General features: G+C 55.4%; 17 protein-coding genes. 11 read left to right on the top strand and 6 right to left on the bottom strand.

Translation table 11 applies throughout. The features are described 5' to 3' along the window. Positions 1 to 43 precede the first annotated feature (43 nt). On the bottom strand, positions 44 to 1,090 hold the full coding sequence (locus QRD42_RS17930) for a YeiH family protein (protein WP_321987779.1): 1,047 nt from the start codon (positions 1,088 to 1,090) through the stop codon (positions 44 to 46). A 119-nt stretch (positions 1,091 to 1,209) separates the two neighbouring features. Between QRD42_RS17930 and yieE the strand changes: the two genes are divergently transcribed. From yieE to cirA, 3 genes are all read left to right on the top strand, one after another. Continuing rightward, positions 1,210 to 2,076: a DNA-binding transcriptional regulator YeiE gene (yieE, locus tag QRD42_RS17925; RefSeq protein WP_318372966.1), complete on the top strand. Its 867-nt coding sequence runs from the start codon at positions 1,210 to 1,212 to the stop codon at positions 2,074 to 2,076. A gap of 159 nt (positions 2,077 to 2,235) precedes the next feature. Beyond that, positions 2,236 to 3,705 (top strand): amino acid permease, encoded by a 1,470-nt coding sequence (locus tag QRD42_RS17920; protein WP_321987778.1) that lies wholly within the window; start codon positions 2,236 to 2,238, stop codon positions 3,703 to 3,705. A 279-nt stretch (positions 3,706 to 3,984) separates the two neighbouring features. After that, entirely contained in the window at positions 3,985 to 5,946 is a 1,962-nt protein-coding gene (gene cirA / locus QRD42_RS17915; RefSeq protein ID WP_321987777.1) for a catecholate siderophore receptor CirA, read from the top strand. Between the two features lie 98 nt (positions 5,947 to 6,044). On the opposite strand, the gene fghA is transcribed toward cirA, so the two are convergent. Beyond that, on the bottom strand, positions 6,045 to 6,881 hold the full coding sequence (gene fghA / locus QRD42_RS17910) for an S-formylglutathione hydrolase (protein WP_321987776.1): 837 nt from the start codon (positions 6,879 to 6,881) through the stop codon (positions 6,045 to 6,047). A gap of 140 nt (positions 6,882 to 7,021) precedes the next feature. On the opposite strand from fghA, the gene QRD42_RS17905 reads away from it, so the two are divergent. The 7 genes from QRD42_RS17905 (at position 7,022) to mglC (ending at position 15,197) form a co-directional block, all read left to right on the top strand. After that, on the top strand, positions 7,022 to 8,158 hold the full coding sequence (locus tag QRD42_RS17905) for a YbfB/YjiJ family MFS transporter (protein WP_072569132.1): 1,137 nt from the start codon (positions 7,022 to 7,024) through the stop codon (positions 8,156 to 8,158). A gap of 118 nt (positions 8,159 to 8,276) precedes the next feature. Beyond that, the gene (gene folE / locus QRD42_RS17900) at positions 8,277 to 8,945 is read left to right on the top strand and encodes a GTP cyclohydrolase I FolE (RefSeq protein WP_072569131.1); all 669 of its coding nucleotides are present in this window, start codon (positions 8,277 to 8,279) and stop codon (positions 8,943 to 8,945) included. A 14-nt stretch (positions 8,946 to 8,959) separates the two neighbouring features. Further along, complete coding sequence (gene yeiB, locus QRD42_RS17895; protein WP_321987775.1) at positions 8,960 to 10,117, top strand: DUF418 domain-containing protein YeiB; 1,158 nt, start codon at positions 8,960 to 8,962, stop codon at positions 10,115 to 10,117. Between the two features lie 154 nt (positions 10,118 to 10,271). After that, positions 10,272 to 11,297 (top strand): HTH-type transcriptional regulator GalS, encoded by a 1,026-nt coding sequence (gene galS, locus QRD42_RS17890; RefSeq protein WP_072569128.1) that lies wholly within the window; start codon positions 10,272 to 10,274, stop codon positions 11,295 to 11,297. A 284-nt stretch (positions 11,298 to 11,581) separates the two neighbouring features. Beyond that, positions 11,582 to 12,580: a galactose/glucose ABC transporter substrate-binding protein MglB gene (gene mglB / locus QRD42_RS17885; RefSeq protein ID WP_072569127.1), complete on the top strand. Its 999-nt coding sequence runs from the start codon at positions 11,582 to 11,584 to the stop codon at positions 12,578 to 12,580. 70 nt (positions 12,581 to 12,650) lie between these two features. Next, positions 12,651 to 14,171 carry a galactose/methyl galactoside ABC transporter ATP-binding protein MglA gene (gene mglA, locus QRD42_RS17880; protein WP_072569126.1) on the top strand — a complete coding sequence of 507 codons (1,521 nt, stop codon included), beginning with the start codon at positions 12,651 to 12,653 and terminating at the stop codon, positions 14,169 to 14,171. 15 nt (positions 14,172 to 14,186) lie between these two features. Continuing rightward, positions 14,187 to 15,197, top strand: a complete 1,011-nt coding sequence (gene mglC / locus QRD42_RS17875; RefSeq protein WP_072569125.1) for a galactose/methyl galactoside ABC transporter permease MglC — start codon at positions 14,187 to 14,189, stop codon at positions 15,195 to 15,197. Positions 15,198 to 15,594: 397 nt separating this feature from the next. Here mglC and QRD42_RS17870 read toward each other — a convergent pair whose 3' ends face one another. Both QRD42_RS17870 and QRD42_RS17865 read right to left on the bottom strand, forming a co-directional pair. Then, a complete protein-coding gene (locus tag QRD42_RS17870; RefSeq protein ID WP_318362867.1) occupies positions 15,595 to 16,047 on the bottom strand; it encodes a DUF421 domain-containing protein in 453 nt (150 codons plus the stop codon). Between the two features lie 9 nt (positions 16,048 to 16,056). Further along, on the bottom strand, positions 16,057 to 16,578 hold the full coding sequence (locus QRD42_RS17865; protein ID WP_321987774.1) for a hypothetical protein: 522 nt from the start codon (positions 16,576 to 16,578) through the stop codon (positions 16,057 to 16,059). A 244-nt stretch (positions 16,579 to 16,822) separates the two neighbouring features. Here QRD42_RS17865 and QRD42_RS17860 point away from each other — a divergent pair, with 244 nt between their 5' ends. Continuing rightward, positions 16,823 to 18,049, top strand: a complete 1,227-nt coding sequence (locus QRD42_RS17860; RefSeq protein ID WP_072569121.1) for an EAL and HDOD domain-containing protein — start codon at positions 16,823 to 16,825, stop codon at positions 18,047 to 18,049. Here QRD42_RS17860 and sanA read toward each other — a convergent pair. Together sanA and cdd are read right to left on the bottom strand one after the other, a co-directional pair. Then, the gene (gene sanA / locus QRD42_RS17855; RefSeq protein ID WP_072569120.1) at positions 18,046 to 18,768 is read right to left on the bottom strand and encodes an outer membrane permeability protein SanA; all 723 of its coding nucleotides are present in this window, start codon (positions 18,766 to 18,768) and stop codon (positions 18,046 to 18,048) included. The two genes, QRD42_RS17860 and sanA, sit on opposite strands and share 4 nt — an antisense overlap. Before the next feature lie 126 nt (positions 18,769 to 18,894). Further along, on the bottom strand, positions 18,895 to 19,779 hold the full coding sequence (gene cdd / locus QRD42_RS17850; RefSeq protein WP_321987773.1) for a cytidine deaminase: 885 nt from the start codon (positions 19,777 to 19,779) through the stop codon (positions 18,895 to 18,897). Between the last annotated feature and the right edge of the window lie 129 nt (positions 19,780 to 19,908).

Here is a 19,908-nt window from a genome sequence, read left to right as displayed (position 1 = left end):
TCCCGTATCCGGAGATGCATCACTCTTTCGCCAAACCAGGAATTTATTTAGTCAGCGCCTCCACCCCCAGGTTAATCAGCCCGCCGCCGACAATCAGCCAGACAAACAGCGCCAGCGCCATCAGCAGGGGTTTCACCCCGGCGCTTTTCAGAGCGCTGACGTGGGTGGTCAGGCCGAGCGCCGCCATCGCCATGGCCAGCAGTACGGTATCCAGCGTGACCAGCGCCTGCACCAGCGCGGCGGGCAAAAGATTGAAGGAGTTAAAACCCGCCACCACGATAAACAGTACGGCGAACCACGGGATGGTGATCTTGCCGGGCTGGTTATCATCTGCCGGCGCGAGGCGTTTGACGCGCATTGCCAGCAGGATCAGGAAGGGGGCCAGCATCATTACGCGCAGCATTTTTGCGATCACCGCGGCATTTTCGGCATCCGGGCCAACGGCGTGACCTGCTGCGACTACCTGCGCCACTTCGTGCATGGTCGAACCCATATAAACACCGTAGGCTTCCGGGCTGAAAACCGTGCTCAGTAGCGGATAGATCGCCGGATAAAGGAAGATCGCCAGCGTCCCGAAAATGACCACCGTCGCCACGGCAACAGTAACTTTACTTGCCTGCGCTTTTACCACCGGTTCGGTTGCCAGCACCGCCGCCGCGCCGCAAATGCTGCTGCCCGCGCCTATCAGCCAGCTGGTCTGTTTATCCAGCCCGAAAACTTTTTGTCCCAGAAAGCAGGCCAGCGCGAAGGTGCTGGAAAGGGTGAGGGCGTCAATGATGATGCCGCTGATGCCGACCTCGGCGATCTGCGAGAAAGTCAGCCGGAAGCCGTACAAAATGATCCCCAGCCGTAATAAATGCTGCTTGGCGAACAGCACGCCGGTATCACAGTGATGCGCGGTATGCGGGTAGAGCGTGTTGCCGAGAACCATCCCGGCAAGGATCGCCAGCGTCAGGGCGCTGAATCCGGCCCCCGCGATGGCCGGAATGCCGCCAACCCACAGGGCAAAGCCCGCCACCAGCGCGCTGAGCGCAAGGCCGGGCGCATAACGTTGAAATGAAGAATGCGTGTGTAAGGTAAGCTCAGTCATAACCTCTCTCCTTTGTGTGGACAAAGCGTAAGGGCTGCTGGCTTAAAAATAAAATTGATTATATATTTATAATTAATCTTTATAAGTGGTAAGCAATGCCTTACCGGATGCGGTGAACCATGCATATTACGTTGCGGCAACTGGCCGTATTTGTGGAAGTGCTGAAAAGTGGCTCGACAACCCAGGCCTCGCAAATGCTGGCCTTGTCCCAGTCGGCGGTCAGCGCGGCGTTAAGCGATCTGGAAGGGCAGCTCGGCGTGCAGCTGTTCGATCGCGTCGGCAAACGGCTGGTGGTCAATGAGCACGGACGGCTGCTGTATCCCCGCGCGCTGGCGCTGCTGGAGCAGGCCACGGAGATCGAGCAGCTGTTCCGCGAAGATAACGGCGCGATCCGCGTATCTGCCAGCAGCACCATCGGCAACTATATTCTCCCGGAAGTGATCGCCCGCTATCGCCGCGATTTTCCCGATCTGCCGCTGGAGATGAGCGTCGGCAACAGCCAGGACGTGATCAACGCCGTGGCGGATTTCCGCGTGGATATTGGGCTTATCGAAGGGCCATGCCACACGGCGGAAATCATCGCCGAACCCTGGCTTGAGGACGAACTGGTGGTCTTTTCCGCGCCATCATCGCCGTTGTTAAAGCATGACGTGACGCTGGAACAGCTGGCGGCAGCGCCCTGGATCCTGCGCGAACGCGGCTCCGGCACCCGCGAGCTGGTGGATTATCTGCTGCTGTCACATTTGCCGCAATTTCAGCTGGCGATGGAGCTGGGCAATTCCGAAGCCATTAAACATGCGGTGCGCCACGGGCTGGGCATCAGCTGTTTATCCCGGCGGGTGATCGCTGAACAGCTTGAATCCGGCTCGCTGGTGGAAGTGCCGATCCCGCTGCCGCGGCTGGTGCGTACCCTGTGGCGCATACATCACCGGCAAAAACATCTGTCCAGCGCCCTGAAGCGGTTTTTGCGCTATTGCGGTGAATAGCGCCATTGCATTTTATTATCGAAAAGCGGCCCATCCACTGCTTTACTTATAATCCAGGGCCGGTCATGAAGGTCTCTTATAACAGCGCATTTCTGCCGGAAGGATGCCGTCTGGTCTGCTACAATCCGGCCTCATTTTTTGGAAGGACAGCATTTTCCCATGGTTTCCGAATCTAAAACCACACAAGCGCCCACGCTCCGTCGTGAACTCAAGGCGCGTCACCTGACGATGATCGCCATTGGCGGTTCTATCGGCACAGGCTTGTTTGTTGCATCAGGCGCGACCATCTCCCAGGCAGGGCCGGGCGGCGCACTGTTCTCCTATATTTTGATTGGTCTGATGGTCTATTTCCTGATGACCAGTCTGGGCGAGCTGGCGGCCTATATGCCGGTTTCCGGCTCTTTTGCCACCTACGGCCAAAAATACGTCGAAGAAGGCTTTGGCTTCGCGCTGGGCTGGAACTACTGGTACAACTGGGCGGTGACCATCGCCGTGGATCTCGTGGCGGCACAGCTGGTGATGAGCTGGTGGTTCCCGGACACGCCAGGCTGGATCTGGAGCGCGCTGTTCCTGTGCGTTATTTTCCTGCTCAACTGGATCTCGGTGAAAGGTTTCGGCGAAGCCGAATACTGGTTCTCCTTAATCAAAGTTACCACCGTCATTATCTTTATTATCGTCGGCGTGATGATGATTTTCGGCATCTTCCAGGGCGCAGAGCCTGCGGGCTGGAGCAACTGGGGCATCGGCGAAGCGCCGTTCGCGGGCGGTTTCGCTGCCATGATTGGCGTAGCGATGATCGTCGGCTTCTCCTTCCAGGGCACCGAACTGATCGGCATTGCCGCCGGTGAATCCGAAGATCCGGAGAAGAACATCCCGCGCGCGGTGCGTCAGGTGTTCTGGCGTATCCTGCTGTTCTATGTGTTCGCCATTCTGGTGATCAGCCTGATTATTCCGTACACCGATCCGAGCCTGCTGCGTAACGATGTGAAAGACATCAGCGTCAGCCCGTTCACCCTGGTATTCCAGCATGCGGGCCTGCTGTCGGCGGCGGCGATCATGAATGCGGTGATCCTGACGGCGGTGCTGTCGGCGGGTAACTCCGGCATGTATGCGTCAACCCGTATGCTCTATACCCTGGCCTGTGACGGCAAAGCGCCGCGCATTTTCAGCAAGCTGTCGAAGGGCGGGGTGCCGCGTAATGCGCTCTATGCCACTACGGTGATCGCCGGACTCTGTTTCCTGACCTCCATGTTCGGTAACCAGACCGTTTACCTGTGGCTGCTGAACACCTCTGGCATGACCGGCTTTATCGCATGGCTCGGCATTGCCATCAGCCATTACCGCTTCCGTCGTGGATATGAGGTGCAGGGGCGCGATCTGAGCGAACTGCCGTACCGTTCCGGTTTCTTCCCGCTGGGGCCAATCTTCGCCTTTGTGCTGTGCCTTATCATTACGCTTGGTCAGAACTACGAAGCCTTCCTGTCAGATACCATTGACTGGGGCGGCGTGGCGGCGACCTATATCGGTATTCCGCTGTTCCTGATCATCTGGTTTGGCTACAAACTGAGTCGCGGTACTAAGTTCGTCAGCTATCGCGAGATGGAATTCCCGGAACGCGTTAAGAAGTAATCGATGTTATCAGGCCGGGTGGGGCTTGCGCCACCCGGCCTTTTCTTTGCTATCCCTTCTCCTTAATCTCCCATATTGACATAACTTTTAACAATTCAATTGATAATTGTTATTGTTTGCATTATCGTTACGCTCGTTTTCAGAATGATAAAAACCCGGCGTAACGCGGCGGGTCACCTGCATTATTATCACCGCCTTCGCCACCGTAGCGGGCGGGAATCTGCGCATTGTGTGCAACTTCTTTTTTATTTGCTGTATTTAGTTCATGGAGAATTTGGAATGTTTACCCTGAATCCCGTCGTGCGGGGAGGACTCTGTGCGTCCGCAATTTCACTCGCGCTGCCAGCCTTTGCCAGTGAAACCATGGTGGTCACTGCCGCTGCCACCGAGCAGAATGTGAAAGACGCGCCGGCCAGCATCAGCGTGATCACGCAGCAGGATCTGCAACGCAGGCCGGTACAGAACCTCAAAGATGTACTGCAGGAAGTACCCGGCGTACAGCTCACCAACGAAGGCGATAACCGCAAAGGCGTCAGCATTCGCGGCCTCGACAGCAGCTACACGCTGATCCTGGTCGACGGTAAACGCGTGAATTCCCGCAACGCCGTATTCCGTCACAATGATTTCGACCTGAACTGGATCCCGGTGGATGCCATTGAGCGCATCGAAGTGGTACGCGGACCGATGTCGTCGCTGTATGGTTCAGATGCCCTCGGCGGGGTGGTCAACATCATTACCAAAAAAATTGGTCAACAGTGGACCGGCAGCCTCACCGCCGACAACACTATTCAGGAAAAACGCGATCGCGGCGATACCTGGAACGGTCAGTTCTTCACCAGCGGCCCGCTGATTGACGGCGTGCTCGGCATGAAAGCGTTCGGCAGCGTGGCGAAACGCGAAAAAGATAAAGCGGAACCCTCAGACACGGCCGCTACCGGCGAAACGCCGCGAATTGAAGGCTTTACCAGCCGCGATGCGAACGTGGAGTTCGCCTGGACGCCGAATGACAATCACGATTTCACTGCCGGTTATGGTTTTGACCGCCAGGATCGCAGCTCCGACTCCCTCGACCAGAACCGCCTGGAGCGGCAGAACTTCTCCTTCAGCCATAACGGACGATGGGATCTGGGTAACAGCGAGCTGAAATATTACGGCGAGAAAGTCGATAACAAAAACCCCGGCAACAGCCACACCATCACCTCTGAAAGCAACACCATCGACGGCAAATACGTGCTGCCGGTGGAGGCGATTAATCAGTTCGTCACCTTTGGCGGCGAATGGCGGCACGATAAGCTGAAAGATCCGGTTAACATTACCGGCAGCAGTAGCAGCGAAACCTCCACCAGTCAGTACGCACTCTTTGTTGAAGATGAATGGCGTCTCCTTGAGCCGCTGGCGCTGACCACCGGCGTGCGTATGGACGATCACGAGACCTATGGCGATCACTGGAGCCCGCGTGCTTATCTGGTGTACAACGCCACCGACACGCTGACGGTGAAAGGCGGCTGGGCGAAAGCCTTCAAAGCGCCGTCCCTGTTACAGCTCAGCCCGGACTGGGTCACCGGCTCCTGCCGCGGCGCGTGCGAAATCGTCGGCAGCCCGGATCTGAAGCCGGAAACCAGCGAAAGCTACGAATTCGGTCTGTATTACGCCGGTGAAGAGGGCTGGCTGGAAGGCGTGCAGGCGAGCATCACTACCTTCCAGAATGACGTGGAAGATCGTATCAGCATCAGCCGTACGGCCGACGTTAACGCGGCGCAGGGCTATCCGAACTATGTCGGTCTGAATGCCGATGGTGAACCGATTTTCCGCTATTACAACGTTAACAAGGCGCGTATTCGCGGCGTGGAAACCGAGCTGAAAGTGCCGTTCGACGATCAGTGGAAGCTGACGCTGAATTACACCTATAACGACGGGCGCGATCTGAGTAACGGCGGCAATACGCCGTTGCAGGAGCTGCCGTTCCACACCGCTAACGGCACCCTGGACTGGCAGCCGGTGCAGGACTGGTCATTCTATGTGTCCGGGAATTACAGCGGCGAAAAACGCAATATCAGCGCCACCGGCACCACGCCGGGCGGCTATGTGATCTGGAATACCGGCGGTGCGTGGCAGGCGACGAAAAACGTCAAGCTGCGTGCGGGTGTGCTGAACCTGATGGATAAAGATCTCAGCCGCGACGACTACAGCTATAACGAAGACGGACGTCGATACTTTATGGCGGTGGATTACCGGTTCTGATGGAGGTGCCGGGTGCCGGGTGCCGGGTGGCGGCTGCGCCTTACCCGGCCTACGGACAGATTTGTAGGCCCGGCAAGCTTGCGCCGCCGGGCAAAACGTCACTTCAATAAATGCTGCGCATGGAAGCGCAGATGATCTTCAATAAAGGACGCAATAAAGTAATAGCTGTGATCGTGGCCTGGCTGCACGCGCAGGGTCAGCGGCCAGCCGGTCTGACGTGCGGCTTCCGCAAGGCGGGCAGGCTGTAGCTGATCGGCCAGAAACTGATCGCTGTCGCCCTGATCGATAAGCGTCGGGATCGCATCATCCGGCTTGCTGTTCAGCATCAGCGCGCAACTGTCCCACGCCTGCCAGTCGGCAGGATTATCCCCAAGATAGGCGCTGAAGGCTTTCTGCCCCCAGGGCACCTGGCAGGGATTCACAATAGGCGCAAAGGCCGACACGCTGGTATAACGGCCCGGATTTTTCAGCGCCATGATCAGCGCCCCGTGACCACCCATCGAATGCCCGCTGATGGCACAGCGATCGCTGACGTTAAACTGCTCACGGATAAGATTCGGTAGCTCGTCACGCAGATAATCGTACATCCGGTAATGCGCTGCCCACGGCTGCTGCGTGGCGTTCAGGTAAAAACCTGCGCCTTTGCCCAGATCATAGCTCTCGCTGTCGGCGACATCCTCGCCGCGCGGGCTGGTATCCGGCATCACCAGCACAATCCCCAGCTCTGCCGCCACGCGCTGCGCCCCGGCTTTGGTGGTGAAATTCTCGTCATTACAGGTCAGGCCGGAGAGCCAGTAGAGCACCGGCGGCGGCGTTTCCCGGCGTTCCGGCGGTAAAAACACGCTGAACGTCATCGTACAGTTCAGTACGGCGGAGTGATGACGCCAGCGCTGCTGCCAGCCGTCAAAACAACGATGTTCTTCAAGCATTTCCATGCGAAGTTCCTCTACTCGTCATACTCAGAATGAAGGCATCATCATACAGGCATTCACTTTGCTGTGAGTAACTTTCACTTCCGCATCCCTGCAACATATTGCATCATAAACACAACTTTACATTAACTTACGGGATAACCATGGCGCTCAGAATTGCGCTCAGTGGATTTGTGGTGCTCATTGTGGCGATGGGAATTGGCCGCTTCGCCTTTACGCCGCAGGTTCCGCTGATGATCCGCGACGGTCAGCTCAGTCTGACCAGCGCCGGGCTGGTGGCCGCCATGAACTATCTCGGTTATCTGCTTGGCGCATGGGATGCCATGCGCGCGCACCGGCACGTGGAAAGCCGTCTGTATGCCGGTGTGTTCGGGGCGGTGGCGCTGACTTTTCTTTCCGCGCTGGCGGATACCGCCATTGCACACGGTCTGCTGCGGCTGGTGATCGGCATGATGAGCGGCTGGGCGATGGTGCTGACCGCAGCCTGGATCACCGACCAGCTGGCCCATGCGGGCAAACCGGGCCTGAACGCGGCGGTGTTTGCCGGGCCGGGGGCAGGTATCGCCCTGAGCGGTCTGCTGGCCATCGGCATCCAGTCAAAGGCGCTGTCCGCCTCAGCGGGCTGGCAGGTGTACGGCGTGCTGGCGCTGGTATTGATCGCGTTCATCGCCCGCTGGCTGCCGCGACCGGGACAGTTACACCGCAGCGGCGACAAACCGCAGCCGTTACAGCTCACCGCCGATATTAAACGGCTGGTCTGGAGCTACAGTCTCGCGGGCTTTGGCTACATCCTTCCGGCTACCTTTTTATCGCAGATGGCGGCGCAGCGCTTCCCCGGCAGCGTCTTCGCCCAGTTTGTCTGGCCGGTGTTCGGCGCGGCGGCGGTGATCGGCATTGCGCTCAGCATCGCCTTACGTCATGTCGGACACAGCCATCAGCGTCTGGCGGTGGTGTTGTGGTTACAGGGCGCGGGCGTGATTGCCGCCTGGCTGCTGCCGGGTATGGCGGGGCTGGTGAGCGGGGCGCTGCTGGTGGGCGGCGGTTTTCTCTGCGCGGTGCAGCTGTCGCTGGTCTGTGGTCGTGAACTGGCTCCGGCCCATGCGCGCTATATGGCCGGGCTGCTGACCACCGGTTACGCCATCGGACAACTGGTCGGCCCGATGACCTCTGCGCTCTCCACCTGGCTGACGCATCAGCTGGAGCCTGCCCTTGGCCTGGCGGGGGCGGCGCTGTTTATCGGCGGCGGGCTGGTGTGGAAACGTCAGCATGAAAGGCCGTAACGATTTCACTAATTATCGCGGTGAATACACTGGATTATGTGCGTGACCTCACGCACAATGACTGCGCACTTTGCCTGCTGAGCGGCAAAGGTAGCGACACCTGCAGGAGAATAAAGAGATGCCATCACTGAGTAAAGAAGCCGCGCTGGTTCATGAAGCCCTTGTCGCCCGCGGCCTGGAAACACCGCTGCGCGCACCGGCCGACCTGGACAACGAAACCCGTAAACGCCTGATTGCCGGGCATATGACCGAGATCATGCAACTGTTAAATCTCGATCTGAGCGACGACAGCCTGATGGAAACCCCGCAGCGTATCGCCAAAATGTACGTCGATGAGATCTTCTCCGGCCTCGATTACGCCAATTTCCCGAAGATCACCGTTATTGAAAACAAAATGAAAGTCGACGAGATGGTGACGGTGCGTGACATCACGCTGACCAGCACCTGCGAGCACCATTTTGTGATCATCGACGGCAAAGCGACCGTGGCCTATATCCCGAAAGATGCGGTGATCGGCCTGTCCAAAATTAACCGCATTGTGCAGTTTTTTGCCCAACGTCCGCAGGTGCAGGAGCGCTTAACCCAGCAGATCCTCATCGCCCTGCAAACGCTGCTTGGCACCAACAATGTGGCTGTGTCTATTGATGCGGTGCATTACTGCGTTAAAGCGCGCGGCATTCGCGATGCCACCAGCGCCACTACCACCACCTCGCTGGGCGGGTTATTCAAATCCAGCCAGAACACCCGCCAGGAGTTCCTGCGCGCTGTGCGTCATCACAATAATTGAGGCAGGCAAACCCCATGGAACGTCATGTCACGCTGGATTTCATTCGTGGCGTTGCCATTCTGGGTATTTTACTGCTGAATATTAACGCCTTTGGTTTACCAAAGGCGGCTTATCTGAATCCGGCCTGGTATGGCGAGATCACCTCGCGGGACGCCTGGACCTGGGCACTGCTGGACATCTTCGCGCAGGCGAAATTCCTCTCTTTATTTGCCATTCTGTTCGGCGCCGGGCTGCAACTGTTGCAGGGGCGGGGCAAGCGCTGGATCCAGTGTCGCTTAACGCTGCTGGTGCTGCTGGGATTTATCCACGGGCTGCTGTTCTGGGACGGGGATATTTTGCTCGCCTATGGCCTGGTCGGGCTGGTGTGCTGGCGCATGATACGCGATGCGGCATCCCTGAAAACGCTGTTTAACACCGGCGTGGCGCTCTATCTCATCGGTATTGCGGTGCTGTTGCTGCTGGGATTTATCGCCGGCAATGAGCCGAACCGCGCCTGGATCCCCGATGCGGCTAACCTGCAATATGAAGCCTGGTGGAAAACCACCGGCGGTCTGGAAGCTATCGGCAACCGGGCGGATATGCTGTCCGACACGCTGCTCGCCATCGGCGCGCAGTATGGCTGGCAGCTGGCGGGGCTGATGCTGGTGGGCGCGGCGCTGATGCGCAGCGGCTGGTTAAAAGGGCAGTTCAGCCTGCGTCATTATCGCCGCACCGCCCTGGTATTGATTGCGGTCGGCCTGTTGATCAACCTTCCGTCAACCCTCGTCCAGTGGCAGCTCGGCTGGGATTATCGCTGGTGCGCCTTCTTTCTGCAGGTACCACGCGAACTGAGCGCGCCGCTGCAAACCCTGGGGTATGCTGCGCTGGCCTATGGCTACTGGCCGCAGTTAAGCCGCCTGAAGCTGGTGCATGCGGTGGCCTGCGTCGGCCGCATGGCGCTCACTAACTATCTGCTGCAAACTTTGATATGCACCACGCTGTTTTATCAGCTGGGGCTGTTTATGAAATTTGACCGTCTGCAACTGCTGGCCTTTGTGCCATTCATCTGGGCCGTTAATCTGTTGCTCTCGGTCTGCTGGTTGCGCCGCTTCCGTCAGGGACCGGTGGAATGGCTGTGGCGTCAGCTTACCGCGCGGGCGTCAGGCGTTTCATTGTCCCATACATCCAGATAACGATCTGGATCACAATCATTAACAAAACGGATGTAACCGTTTCCATCTGTGTGATGTCCTTCACGCTGGTTGTCCGCTCTGCCTGACAGAATACCCCCTTGCTTAACACAGGGGGTGTCTGTGAGCTGTTGCAACCTGAGAAAGGAAAATATCTATGATCACCATTCGTGACGTGGCCCGCCTTGCGGCCGTTTCCGTCGCGACGGTTTCCCGTGTGCTGAATAACAGCGCGCTGGTCAGCCCTGATACGCGTGAAACCGTCATGAAAGCCGTGGCGCAGCTGGGCTATCGCCCGAATGCCAACGCCCAGGCGCTGGCGACGCAGGTCAGCGATACCATTGGCGTGGTGGTGATGGATGTCTCCGATGCCTTCTTCGGCGCGCTGGTCAAAGCGGTGGATATGGTCGCCCAACAGCATCAAAAATATGTGCTGATCGGCAACAGTTATCATGAAGCTGAAAAAGAGCGTCATGCCATTGAGGTGCTGATACGTCAGCGCTGTAACGCCCTGATTGTGCACTCAAAAGCCTTAAGTGATGAAGAGCTGGCCGGTTTTATGGAGCAGATCCCCGGTATGGTATTAATCAACCGCGTGGTGCCGGGCTATGCCCATCGCTGCGTGGCGCTGGATAACGTCAGCGGGGCGATGATGGCCACGCGCATGATGCTGAGCCAGGGTCATCAGCGCATCGGCTATCTGGCGTCCAGACATCAGATTGAAGACAACGACTTACGTCGTGAAGGCTGGCAGCGGGCGCTGGCAGAGCAGGGGATTGTGGCCCCGGAGAACTGGATCGGCACCGGCGAGCCGGACATGCAGGGCGGGGAGGCGGCGATGGTGGAACTGCTGGGCCGCAACCTGCAACTCACCGCCGTTTTTGCCTATAACGACAGCATGGCCGCCGGGGCGCTGACGGCGCTGAAAGATAATGGCATTGCGGTGCCGCAGCATTTATCACTCATTGGCTTCGATGATATTCCCATTGCCCGCTACACCGATCCGCAGCTCACCACGGTGCGTTATCCGATAGCCTCTATGGCGAAACTGGCGACGGAGCTGGCCCTGCAGGGCGCGGCGGGAATGCTGGATCCTGCTGATTCTCATTGCTTTATGCCCACGCTGGTACGCCGTCATTCCGTGGCGGTGCGGCAAACTGTGTCGCCGATCACTAACTTATAACGATGTTGTATGTAACCGTTTTCAATCTGTGAGTAAATTCACAGTATCTTAACATCGCCATGTCTATGATGTCAGCGTTCCAGGGGCTGAAACATCATGTAACGGTAATGAAGCTAATTCGTCGTACCGTGGCCCCAAAACGACGAACCGTTCGAATTCTGGAGCGTTACCGAACACGGAAGAAAATAATTTTAAGTGACCTTCGGCGACAGTAACGTTTCACCAACCTGCTGTCCTGCCGATCATTATTCACAAGAACTACCCTGCATAAACCCGGAGATACCATGAATAAGAAGGTTTTGACTCTGTCTGCTGTTATGGCAAGCATGCTTTTTGGCGCGGCTGCAAATGCTGCGGATACCCGTATTGGTGTGACCATTTATAAATACGACGACAACTTCATGTCTGTTGTACGTAAAGCAATTGAGAAAGATGCTAAAGAAGCGCAGGGCGTTGAACTGCTGATGAACGACTCGCAGAACGACCAGTCCAAACAGAACGACCAGATCGACGTTCTGCTGGCAAAAGGCGTGAAAGCCCTGGCTATTAACCTGGTTGACCCGGCAGCGGCGGGCACGGTTATCGAAAAAGCACGTGGTCAAAACGTTCCTATCGTTTTCTACAACAAAGAACCTTCACGTAAAGCGCTGGACAGCTACGACAAAGCTTATTACGTCGGTACTGACTCTAAAGAGTCCGGTATTATCCAGGGCGATCTGATTGCCAAACACTGGGCGGCTAACCAGGGCTGGGATCTGAACAAAGACGGCCAGATCCAGTTCGTGCTGCTGAAAGGCGAGCCGGGCCACCCGGATGCTGAAGCACGTACCACTTACGTTATCAAAGAGCTGAATGACAAGGGCATCAAAACCCAGCAGCTGCAAATGGATACCGCCATGTGGGATACCGCAATGGCGAAAGACAAAATGGACGCGTGGCTCTCTGGCCCGAACGCTAACAAAATCGAAGTGGTTATCGCCAACAACGATGCGATGGCAATGGGCGCGGTAGAAGCGCTGAAAGCCCACAACAAATCAGCCGTGCCGGTATTTGGCGTGGATGCCCTGCCAGAAGCGCTGGCACTGGTTAAATCTGGCGCGCTGGCCGGTACCGTTCTGAACGATGCCAACAACCAGGCGAAAGCCACCTTCGATCTGGCGAAAAACCTGGCCGACGGTAAAGAAGCCACTGCCGGCACCAACTGGAAACTCGACAATAAAGTTGTCCGTATTCCTTACGTTGGTGTTGATAAAGAAAACCTCTCTCAGTTCAGCAACAAATAAGAACGTTCCACTGGGCGCATTAATTTGCGCCCTTTTATAACGCGATGTGCCAGGCCAACAAGGTATAAATATGGTCAGCAATACTACTCAGTCGTCAGGCGAATTCTTGTTGGAAATGAGCGGTATCAACAAGTCGTTTCCTGGCGTTAAGGCGCTCGATAATGTGAATTTAAAAGTTCGTCCACATTCCATCCATGCATTAATGGGTGAGAACGGGGCGGGCAAATCCACATTATTAAAATGCCTTTTTGGGATCTATCAAAAAGATTCCGGCAGCATTCTTTTTCAGGGGAAAGAGATCGATTTCCATTCTACTAAAGAAGCACTGGAAAACGGTATCTCTATGGTTCACCAGGAATTAAACCTGGTATTACAGCGTTCTGTAATGGACAACATGTGGCTGGGACGTTATCCCACCAAAGGCGTGTTTGTCGATCAGGACAAAATGTATAAAGACACCAAAGATATTTTCGACGAACTGGATATTGATATTGACCCGAAAGCGCGCGTCGGTACCTTATCTGTTTCGCAAATGCAGATGATTGAGATCGCTAAAGCGTTCTCCTATGACGCCAAAATCGTCATCATGGATGAACCGACCTCATCGCTGACGGAAAAAGAAGTTAATCATCTGTTCAAAATTATCCGCAAGCTGAAAGATCGCGGCTGCGGCATCGTCTATATCTCGCACAAAATGGAAGAGATCTTCCAGCTGTGTGATGAAATCACCATTCTGCGCGACGGACAGTGGATTGCCACCCAGCCGCTGGAAGGGCTGGATATGGACAAGATCATCGCCATGATGGTAGGCCGCTCGCTGAACCAGCGTTTCCCGGACAAACAAAACGTCCCCGGCGAAACCATTCTGGAAGTGCGCAACCTGACCTCACTGCGCCAGCCTTCCATTCGCGATGTCTCTTTCGATCTGCGTAAAGGCGAAATCCTCGGTATTGCCGGGCTGGTGGGGGCGAAGCGTACCGATATTGTGGAAACCCTGTTTGGTATCCGCGAAAAATCATCCGGTACCATTAAGCTGCACGATAAGCCGATTAATAACCACACCGCTAACGAAGCCATTAATAACGGCTTTGCGCTGGTGACGGAAGAGCGCCGCTCAACGGGCATTTACGCCTATCTGGACATTGGATTTAACTCACTTATTTCCAATATTCAGAACTACAAAAACAAAGTCGGTCTGCTGGATAACTCCCGCATGAAGAGCGATACCCAGTGGGTAATTGACGCCATGCGTGTTAAAACGCCGGGTCATCGCACGCAGATTGGTTCCCTCTCCGGTGGTAACCAGCAGAAAGTCATTATCGGCCGCTGGTTGCTGACCCAGCCGGAAATCCTGATGCTCGATGAACCGACGCGCGGTATCGACGTGGGTGCGAAATTCGAAATTTACCAGTTGATTGCAGAGCTGGCTAAGAAAGGCAAAGGGATCATTATCATTTCGTCTGAAATGCCGGAATTGTTAGGGATCACTGACCGTATTCTGGTAATGAGCAATGGCCTCGTTTCCGGAATTGTTGACACTAAAACGACAACGCAAAACGAAATTTTGCGTCTTGCGTCTTTGCACCTTTAAGATCAGGGGCTCCTCATGAGTGCGTTAAATAAAAAAAGCTTTCTCACTTATCTGAAAGAGGGCGGTATTTACGTCGTTCTTTTAGTGTTACTGGCCATTATTATTTTCCAGGATCCAACCTTCTTAAGCCTGCTGAACTTAAGTAACATTCTTACCCAGTCCTCAGTGCGTATTATCATCGCGCTGGGCGTGGCAGGGCTGATCGTCACCCAGGGTACTGACCTGTCGGCTGGTCGTCAGGTCGGTCTGGCGGCGGTGGTCGCGGCGACGCTGTTGCAGTCGATGGAGAACGCCAACAAAGTGTTCCCGGAAATGGCGACCATGCCGATTATTGCGGTTGTGGCTATCGTCTGCGTGATTGGCGCGATTATCGGCCTTATCAACGGCATCATCATTGCGTACCTGAACGTGACGCCGTTTATCACCACCCTCGGCACCATGATCATCGTGTACGGCATCAACTCCCTGTACTACGACTTCGTGGGCGCGTCGCCGATTTCCGGCTTTGACAGCGGCTTCTCGACCTTTACCCAGGGCTTTGTGGCGCTCGGCACCTTCCGTCTGTCCTACATCACCTTCTACGCCCTGATCGCCGTAGCCTTCGTCTGGGTGCTGTGGAACAAAACCCGCTTCGGCAAAAACATTTTTGCTATCGGCGGCAACCCGGAAGCGGCAAAAGTTTCCGGCGTGAACGTGGCGCTGAACCTGCTGATGATCTATGCCCTGTCCGGCGTGTTCTACGCCTTCGGCGGGATGCTGGAAGCGGGGCGTATCGGCTCTGCAACCAACAACCTTGGCTTTATGTATGAACTGGACGCCATCGCAGCCTGCGTGGTGGGCGGCGTCTCCTTCAGCGGCGGCGTGGGTACGGTGTTTGGCGTGGTGACTGGTGTGATCATCTTTACCGTCATCAACTACGGCCTGACCTATATCGGCGTGAACCCGTACTGGCAGTACATTATTAAAGGCGGCATCATCATCTTCGCCGTGGCGCTGGACTCCCTGAAGTACGCGCGCAAAAAATAAGTACCGGCTTAAACAAAAAACCCACGTTAGCGTGGGTTTTTTTATGGCTCTGCTTGCCGGGCCTGCAATTAACCGCCACCCGGCAACTTAATGTTTCGCTTCTAAAATTTTATACAGCTGGATGGCTTCGTTAATATTATTGGTTTCAAGAGAAGCGATCTTTTCTTCGTTGGTATACACATCATACGCCTCGCCGTTCAGCCGGAATAAGACCGACTGACCGCGATAGCGAACAATTTTTTCTCTTACGCCAATGCCCCGGCGACGCAGTGCGATTTTGGCTATTCTGTCAATGGTGAGGCCCCTTCTTGCTGGCTCAGTGTAAAAATAATGTTAAAGCCTCAGTAAGTATAGTGCTTATCAGCTTAAGGTAACCTTAAGATGTGCCTGTCGGCCTTTATGAAGACTCTGACAGCGGAATAATCGAGATGTGCCCGTTTTGTTCAAGAATAGCGAATTTAATATCCGACAACTTATCAATGCCGTGGTTATTGCGGGCGGACACCATAATATCAGCACAGGAAATATCTGCTTTCTTCATTTTCGCTTCCAGCAGTCGCCCGTTTTCGACGAGGATCACCGGCGTACCGTCAATGGCGGCTTCCACGGACGGCAGATATTTTTTCAGTAAGCCAAACAGAATGTCCACCACCACCAGCGTAATGATGGTCAGGGCCGCGCCGGTCACGGAAAAGTCATTACCGAGCAGCGCCTGCTGGGTCGCTTCGCTGATGATGAGCAGTAAAATCAAATCAAAGGAGGTCATTTGCAGCAGCGCCCGCCGTCCGGCAATCTTGAACACCACCACCAGGATCAGATAGATAGCAATCGCTCTTAAAACCATATCCATGACAAGCTCCTACGGATAAATAAATTGCCAGAAGGGGAGAGAGGGGCCCTGATCCACTGCTACCGTGCTTTGGCTTTGGCCCCACTGCAAAGGCTGCACGCCCAGCCAGATGGCATGGTCTGCCGGAAGCGCGTCACGTGACCAGCTCAGCACCAGCCGGTTGTTCTGCGCCTGCATACGATCGGGCTGCGGCTGGAGAGTGGTAATCTGGAAGGTTTCCATAAAATCGCCACCCAGCACCACAGTGACCTCTTTACGGATGCCTGCGTGGACGACGATTTTCATTTCCGTATCGCTCATCAGCCGGTTAAAGCGCTCATACTCCAGCGTCAGGCCGCCATCCGCCGTGGTACGTTGCTGGTGGCTGAGCCAGCCTTTAGAAAACGCGCCGCACAGCGCCGCGATGACGATCAATAGCAGCAGAAAAAAGCCGTAGCGTCGGGCATTCGCTTCAAAATTCAGCCAGAACGCATTTTCCGATACGGGTTGTGAAGGGGAAGGGGGTGTGGAAGATGATGACCTGATTTTCATAGCCTCTCCATGCAAAATGGAAAACGTACTAATTCGTCATGTTTTGTAAATCCTGCCATCAGTATAGGTGAGATGTTTAACGAGGCGCGTTTAAAGCTGCCAGACTATGCTATTACTATTAAAGCTGGTCACCGTGCGTGCCGGGAATAAATTGCCAAATCATGGTATAAGATAAAACAGGTTTTAAGAGGGCGGATCGCGACAGTCATTTCCGTCAATGCGTATACGCCATGGAGGCAATCTCATGTATTCATTCATCGCCCGGCAACCGGTATTTGACAAGAACATGTCGACGGTCGCCTATGAGTTGCTCTTTCGCGACGGCATGACGAATCGGTTTCCGGATGTCTCGCCGGAATACGCCACCAGACAGATCATCTCCGATCTGTTTCTCTCGACCTCACTACCCAAGCTGGTCGGCAATAATAACTGTTTTATCAATTTCCCGCCGGAGATGATCGTCCAGGGCTTTGCGGATACGCTGCCTCATGACAAAGTGGTGATCGAAATCCTCGAAACGGCAAAACCCACCGATGAGCTCTTTGACGCGGTGCGTCGTCTGTTTGGCTGGGGCTTCAAGATTGCCCTGGATGACTTTACGCTGGAGAACGGCTGGGAACGCTTTATGCCGTACATCAGCATTGTGAAGTTCGACATCCGCGCTTACTCCTTTGAAGAAATTACCCAGTACATCAACCAGCATAAGAAACACCTCAGTAAGGTAAAATTGCTGGCGGAAAAAGTCGAAACCGCCGAGGAATTTGAACGCTACAAAGCCTTCGGTTTTCACTTATATCAGGGTTATTTCTACAGTAAGCCGGAAATTATCAAAAACAAGCGCCTGGCCCCCGGTAAGGTATTACAGCTTCAGCTTATTCAGGAAGTGAACACCCCTAATCCTGATATGTTCAAAGTTGAGAATTACCTCAAGCGTGATTTGACCCTCTCCTATACCCTGATGCGTTACACCAAAAATGTGCTGTTCAAAAACCGCGGCATTGTACTGGGTAAAAACGCCACTCTCAGGGATACGCTGCTTTATCTAGGCATTAACGAAGTGCGGCGCTTTGTCTCCATTTCCTGCCTGACCAATATGGCGGATGTGAAAACCGACCAGCTCTATCATATGAGCCTGGTGCGCGGCATGTTCTGTGAACTGATGGCGAAAGAAACCGGCAACGCCCGGCTTTCGGGCGATGCCTTTTTCTGCGGCCTGTTCTCGCTGCTCGATACCATTCTGGGCATTTCCATGGAAGATCTGTTCCGGCAAATTCTGCTGCCGGAGAACGTCATGAATGCGTTAACGAAGCACGAAGGGGTGATCTGGCAATTCCTGACGCTGGCCCGTCTTTACGAGGAACAGGACTGGGATAACGCCGGCGCGCTGCTGGACAGCTTTAAGCTGGATCAGGCGACGGTTATCGGGGCGATGCAGCAGTCGATTGAGTGGGCCGATAATATCTCGGCCTAACGGCCTTTAGGCTTGCTCAGCTGCTCACTGAGCTGCTCCGGCGTCACCGCCGGATAGCCCTGCGCGTCGTCAGTAGTTTCACTGACGTTCGGAATCGGCACCAGCGGCCCCAGGAAACGCGGCTCGCGTTTGAAGACATACAGATCCGCCAGCGCGCCGAGCCGCGCGCCAAATTCACGGATGCGCACGGTCAGCATATCTTTCGGCGACGGCACGGCATAACACTGCGCCTGGATCCCCATATGCAGGGCGATAAACAGCGCCCGCTCGCAGTGGAAACGCTGGGTGATAATAATAAAGTCATTGGTATCGAAGACTTTACGCGTGCGCACAATGGAATCCAGCGTACGGAAGCCCGCATAATCCAGCACGATATCCTGCGGATCGACGCCACCGGCAATCAAATCCTTACGCATGGTCACCGGCTCGTTGTAGCTCTGCTGGGCGTTATCGCCGCTCAGCAACAGGTAATTCACCTTGCCGCTGTTATAGGCGTTGAGCGCTCCCTGAATGCGGTAACGGTAATACTGATTGATGACGCCGGTGCGGTAATATTTGGCGGTACCGAGCACCACCCCCACCTGGCGGTAGGGCAAATCCTGCAAATCGTCGTAGATATAAGGCGCGGTTTTCCAGCTGATCCAGCGGTCCAGTCCAAGCGCAGTAAACAGCAGCAAGCCGATAAGGACTAACAGGCTGTAAAACAAACGCTTCAACATGCAGATAGCTCAGTAAAGGAAGAAATTTCACTCAGGCTACTTTACGCGCCGGTTTTGCGCAAGAAACGGCGATTCGATTGCGGGGATTTTCATCACTGCGGACGCGAACGCCCGCAGTAAAGGGGATCAGGCCAGCAGTACGCGATCGATATTCTGGCAGCCCAGGGCTTTCAGCGTGGCGGCGGTGGCGTCCCACTGGGTCAGGGTCGCATCGGCTTTTTCGGCCAGTACCGCGCGCTGAATATCCGGGTAATCATAACCATTCAGGCTGAGCAGGTTCAGCGCGCCCTGCAACGGCGGCAGCGACGGGTTAAAGGCGGCGTTCTCGGCGTAACGGCCGGAGAATACCGTGCCGTCGCGACACTCCAGCGCCAGCCCGGCCGGAGCCTGACTGTAAGGCGCATGACTCTGGTTCGCCGCGGTAATGGCCGCCTGCGCCAGCGCATCGCCGGTAACGGCAAAACCGTGATCTTCTTCGTCCATCAGCAGCGTTTTAATCTCCAGATCCTTCGGCCCGAAGGCATCCGGCAGGTAATCCGCCAGCGTATGGGGATCGCGCCCCGGCAGGTTAATACGCAGCGACAGGCCGCTGTTCAGCTCGTTCATAAACTGACGGCAGTGGCCGCAAGGGGTGTAGTTAACGGTGACGGACGCGAGGGATTTTTCGCCGCGCAGCCAGGCATGGCTGATGGCGCTCTGCTCGGCATGTACCGTTTGCTGCATGGTCGCGCCGATAAATTCCATATTGCCGCCAAAATACCAGGTGCCGCTGACGCCACGGGCAATAGCGCCGACGTTAAAATGCGACACCGGCGTGCGTGCGCAGGCCGCGGCGAGGGGTAACAGCGCGAAAGCCAGTGCGTCTTCGTCCAGTCGCGTTGCGTTTTTAAGCATGGCGACCTGCTCCGCGGTCAGCAGGGCAGGGAAGTGCTCATCCGCCAGAACCGGCGCCAGCGCGGATTGCAGATCCGCCGCGACACTTGCGAAAGCAGCGTGAAAACGTGAATGCATGGCATTGCCTCATAACAGTGTAATGGGAGCGTAGTTTACGGGCCGGTCAGGCCTTTATATGTGATTCATATCACACTGTATATGCAACTTATGAAATTCAAATGAAAATTGCGCGACGCATCGCAAATT

Source organism: Enterobacter sp. PGRG2, assembly GCF_030291195.1.
In the GTDB taxonomy this organism is placed as follows: Bacteria; Pseudomonadota; Gammaproteobacteria; order Enterobacterales; family Enterobacteriaceae; genus Enterobacter_D.
Note: the sequence above shows the minus strand (reverse complement) of the source record. Positions and strands in the feature narration are given on the sequence as shown.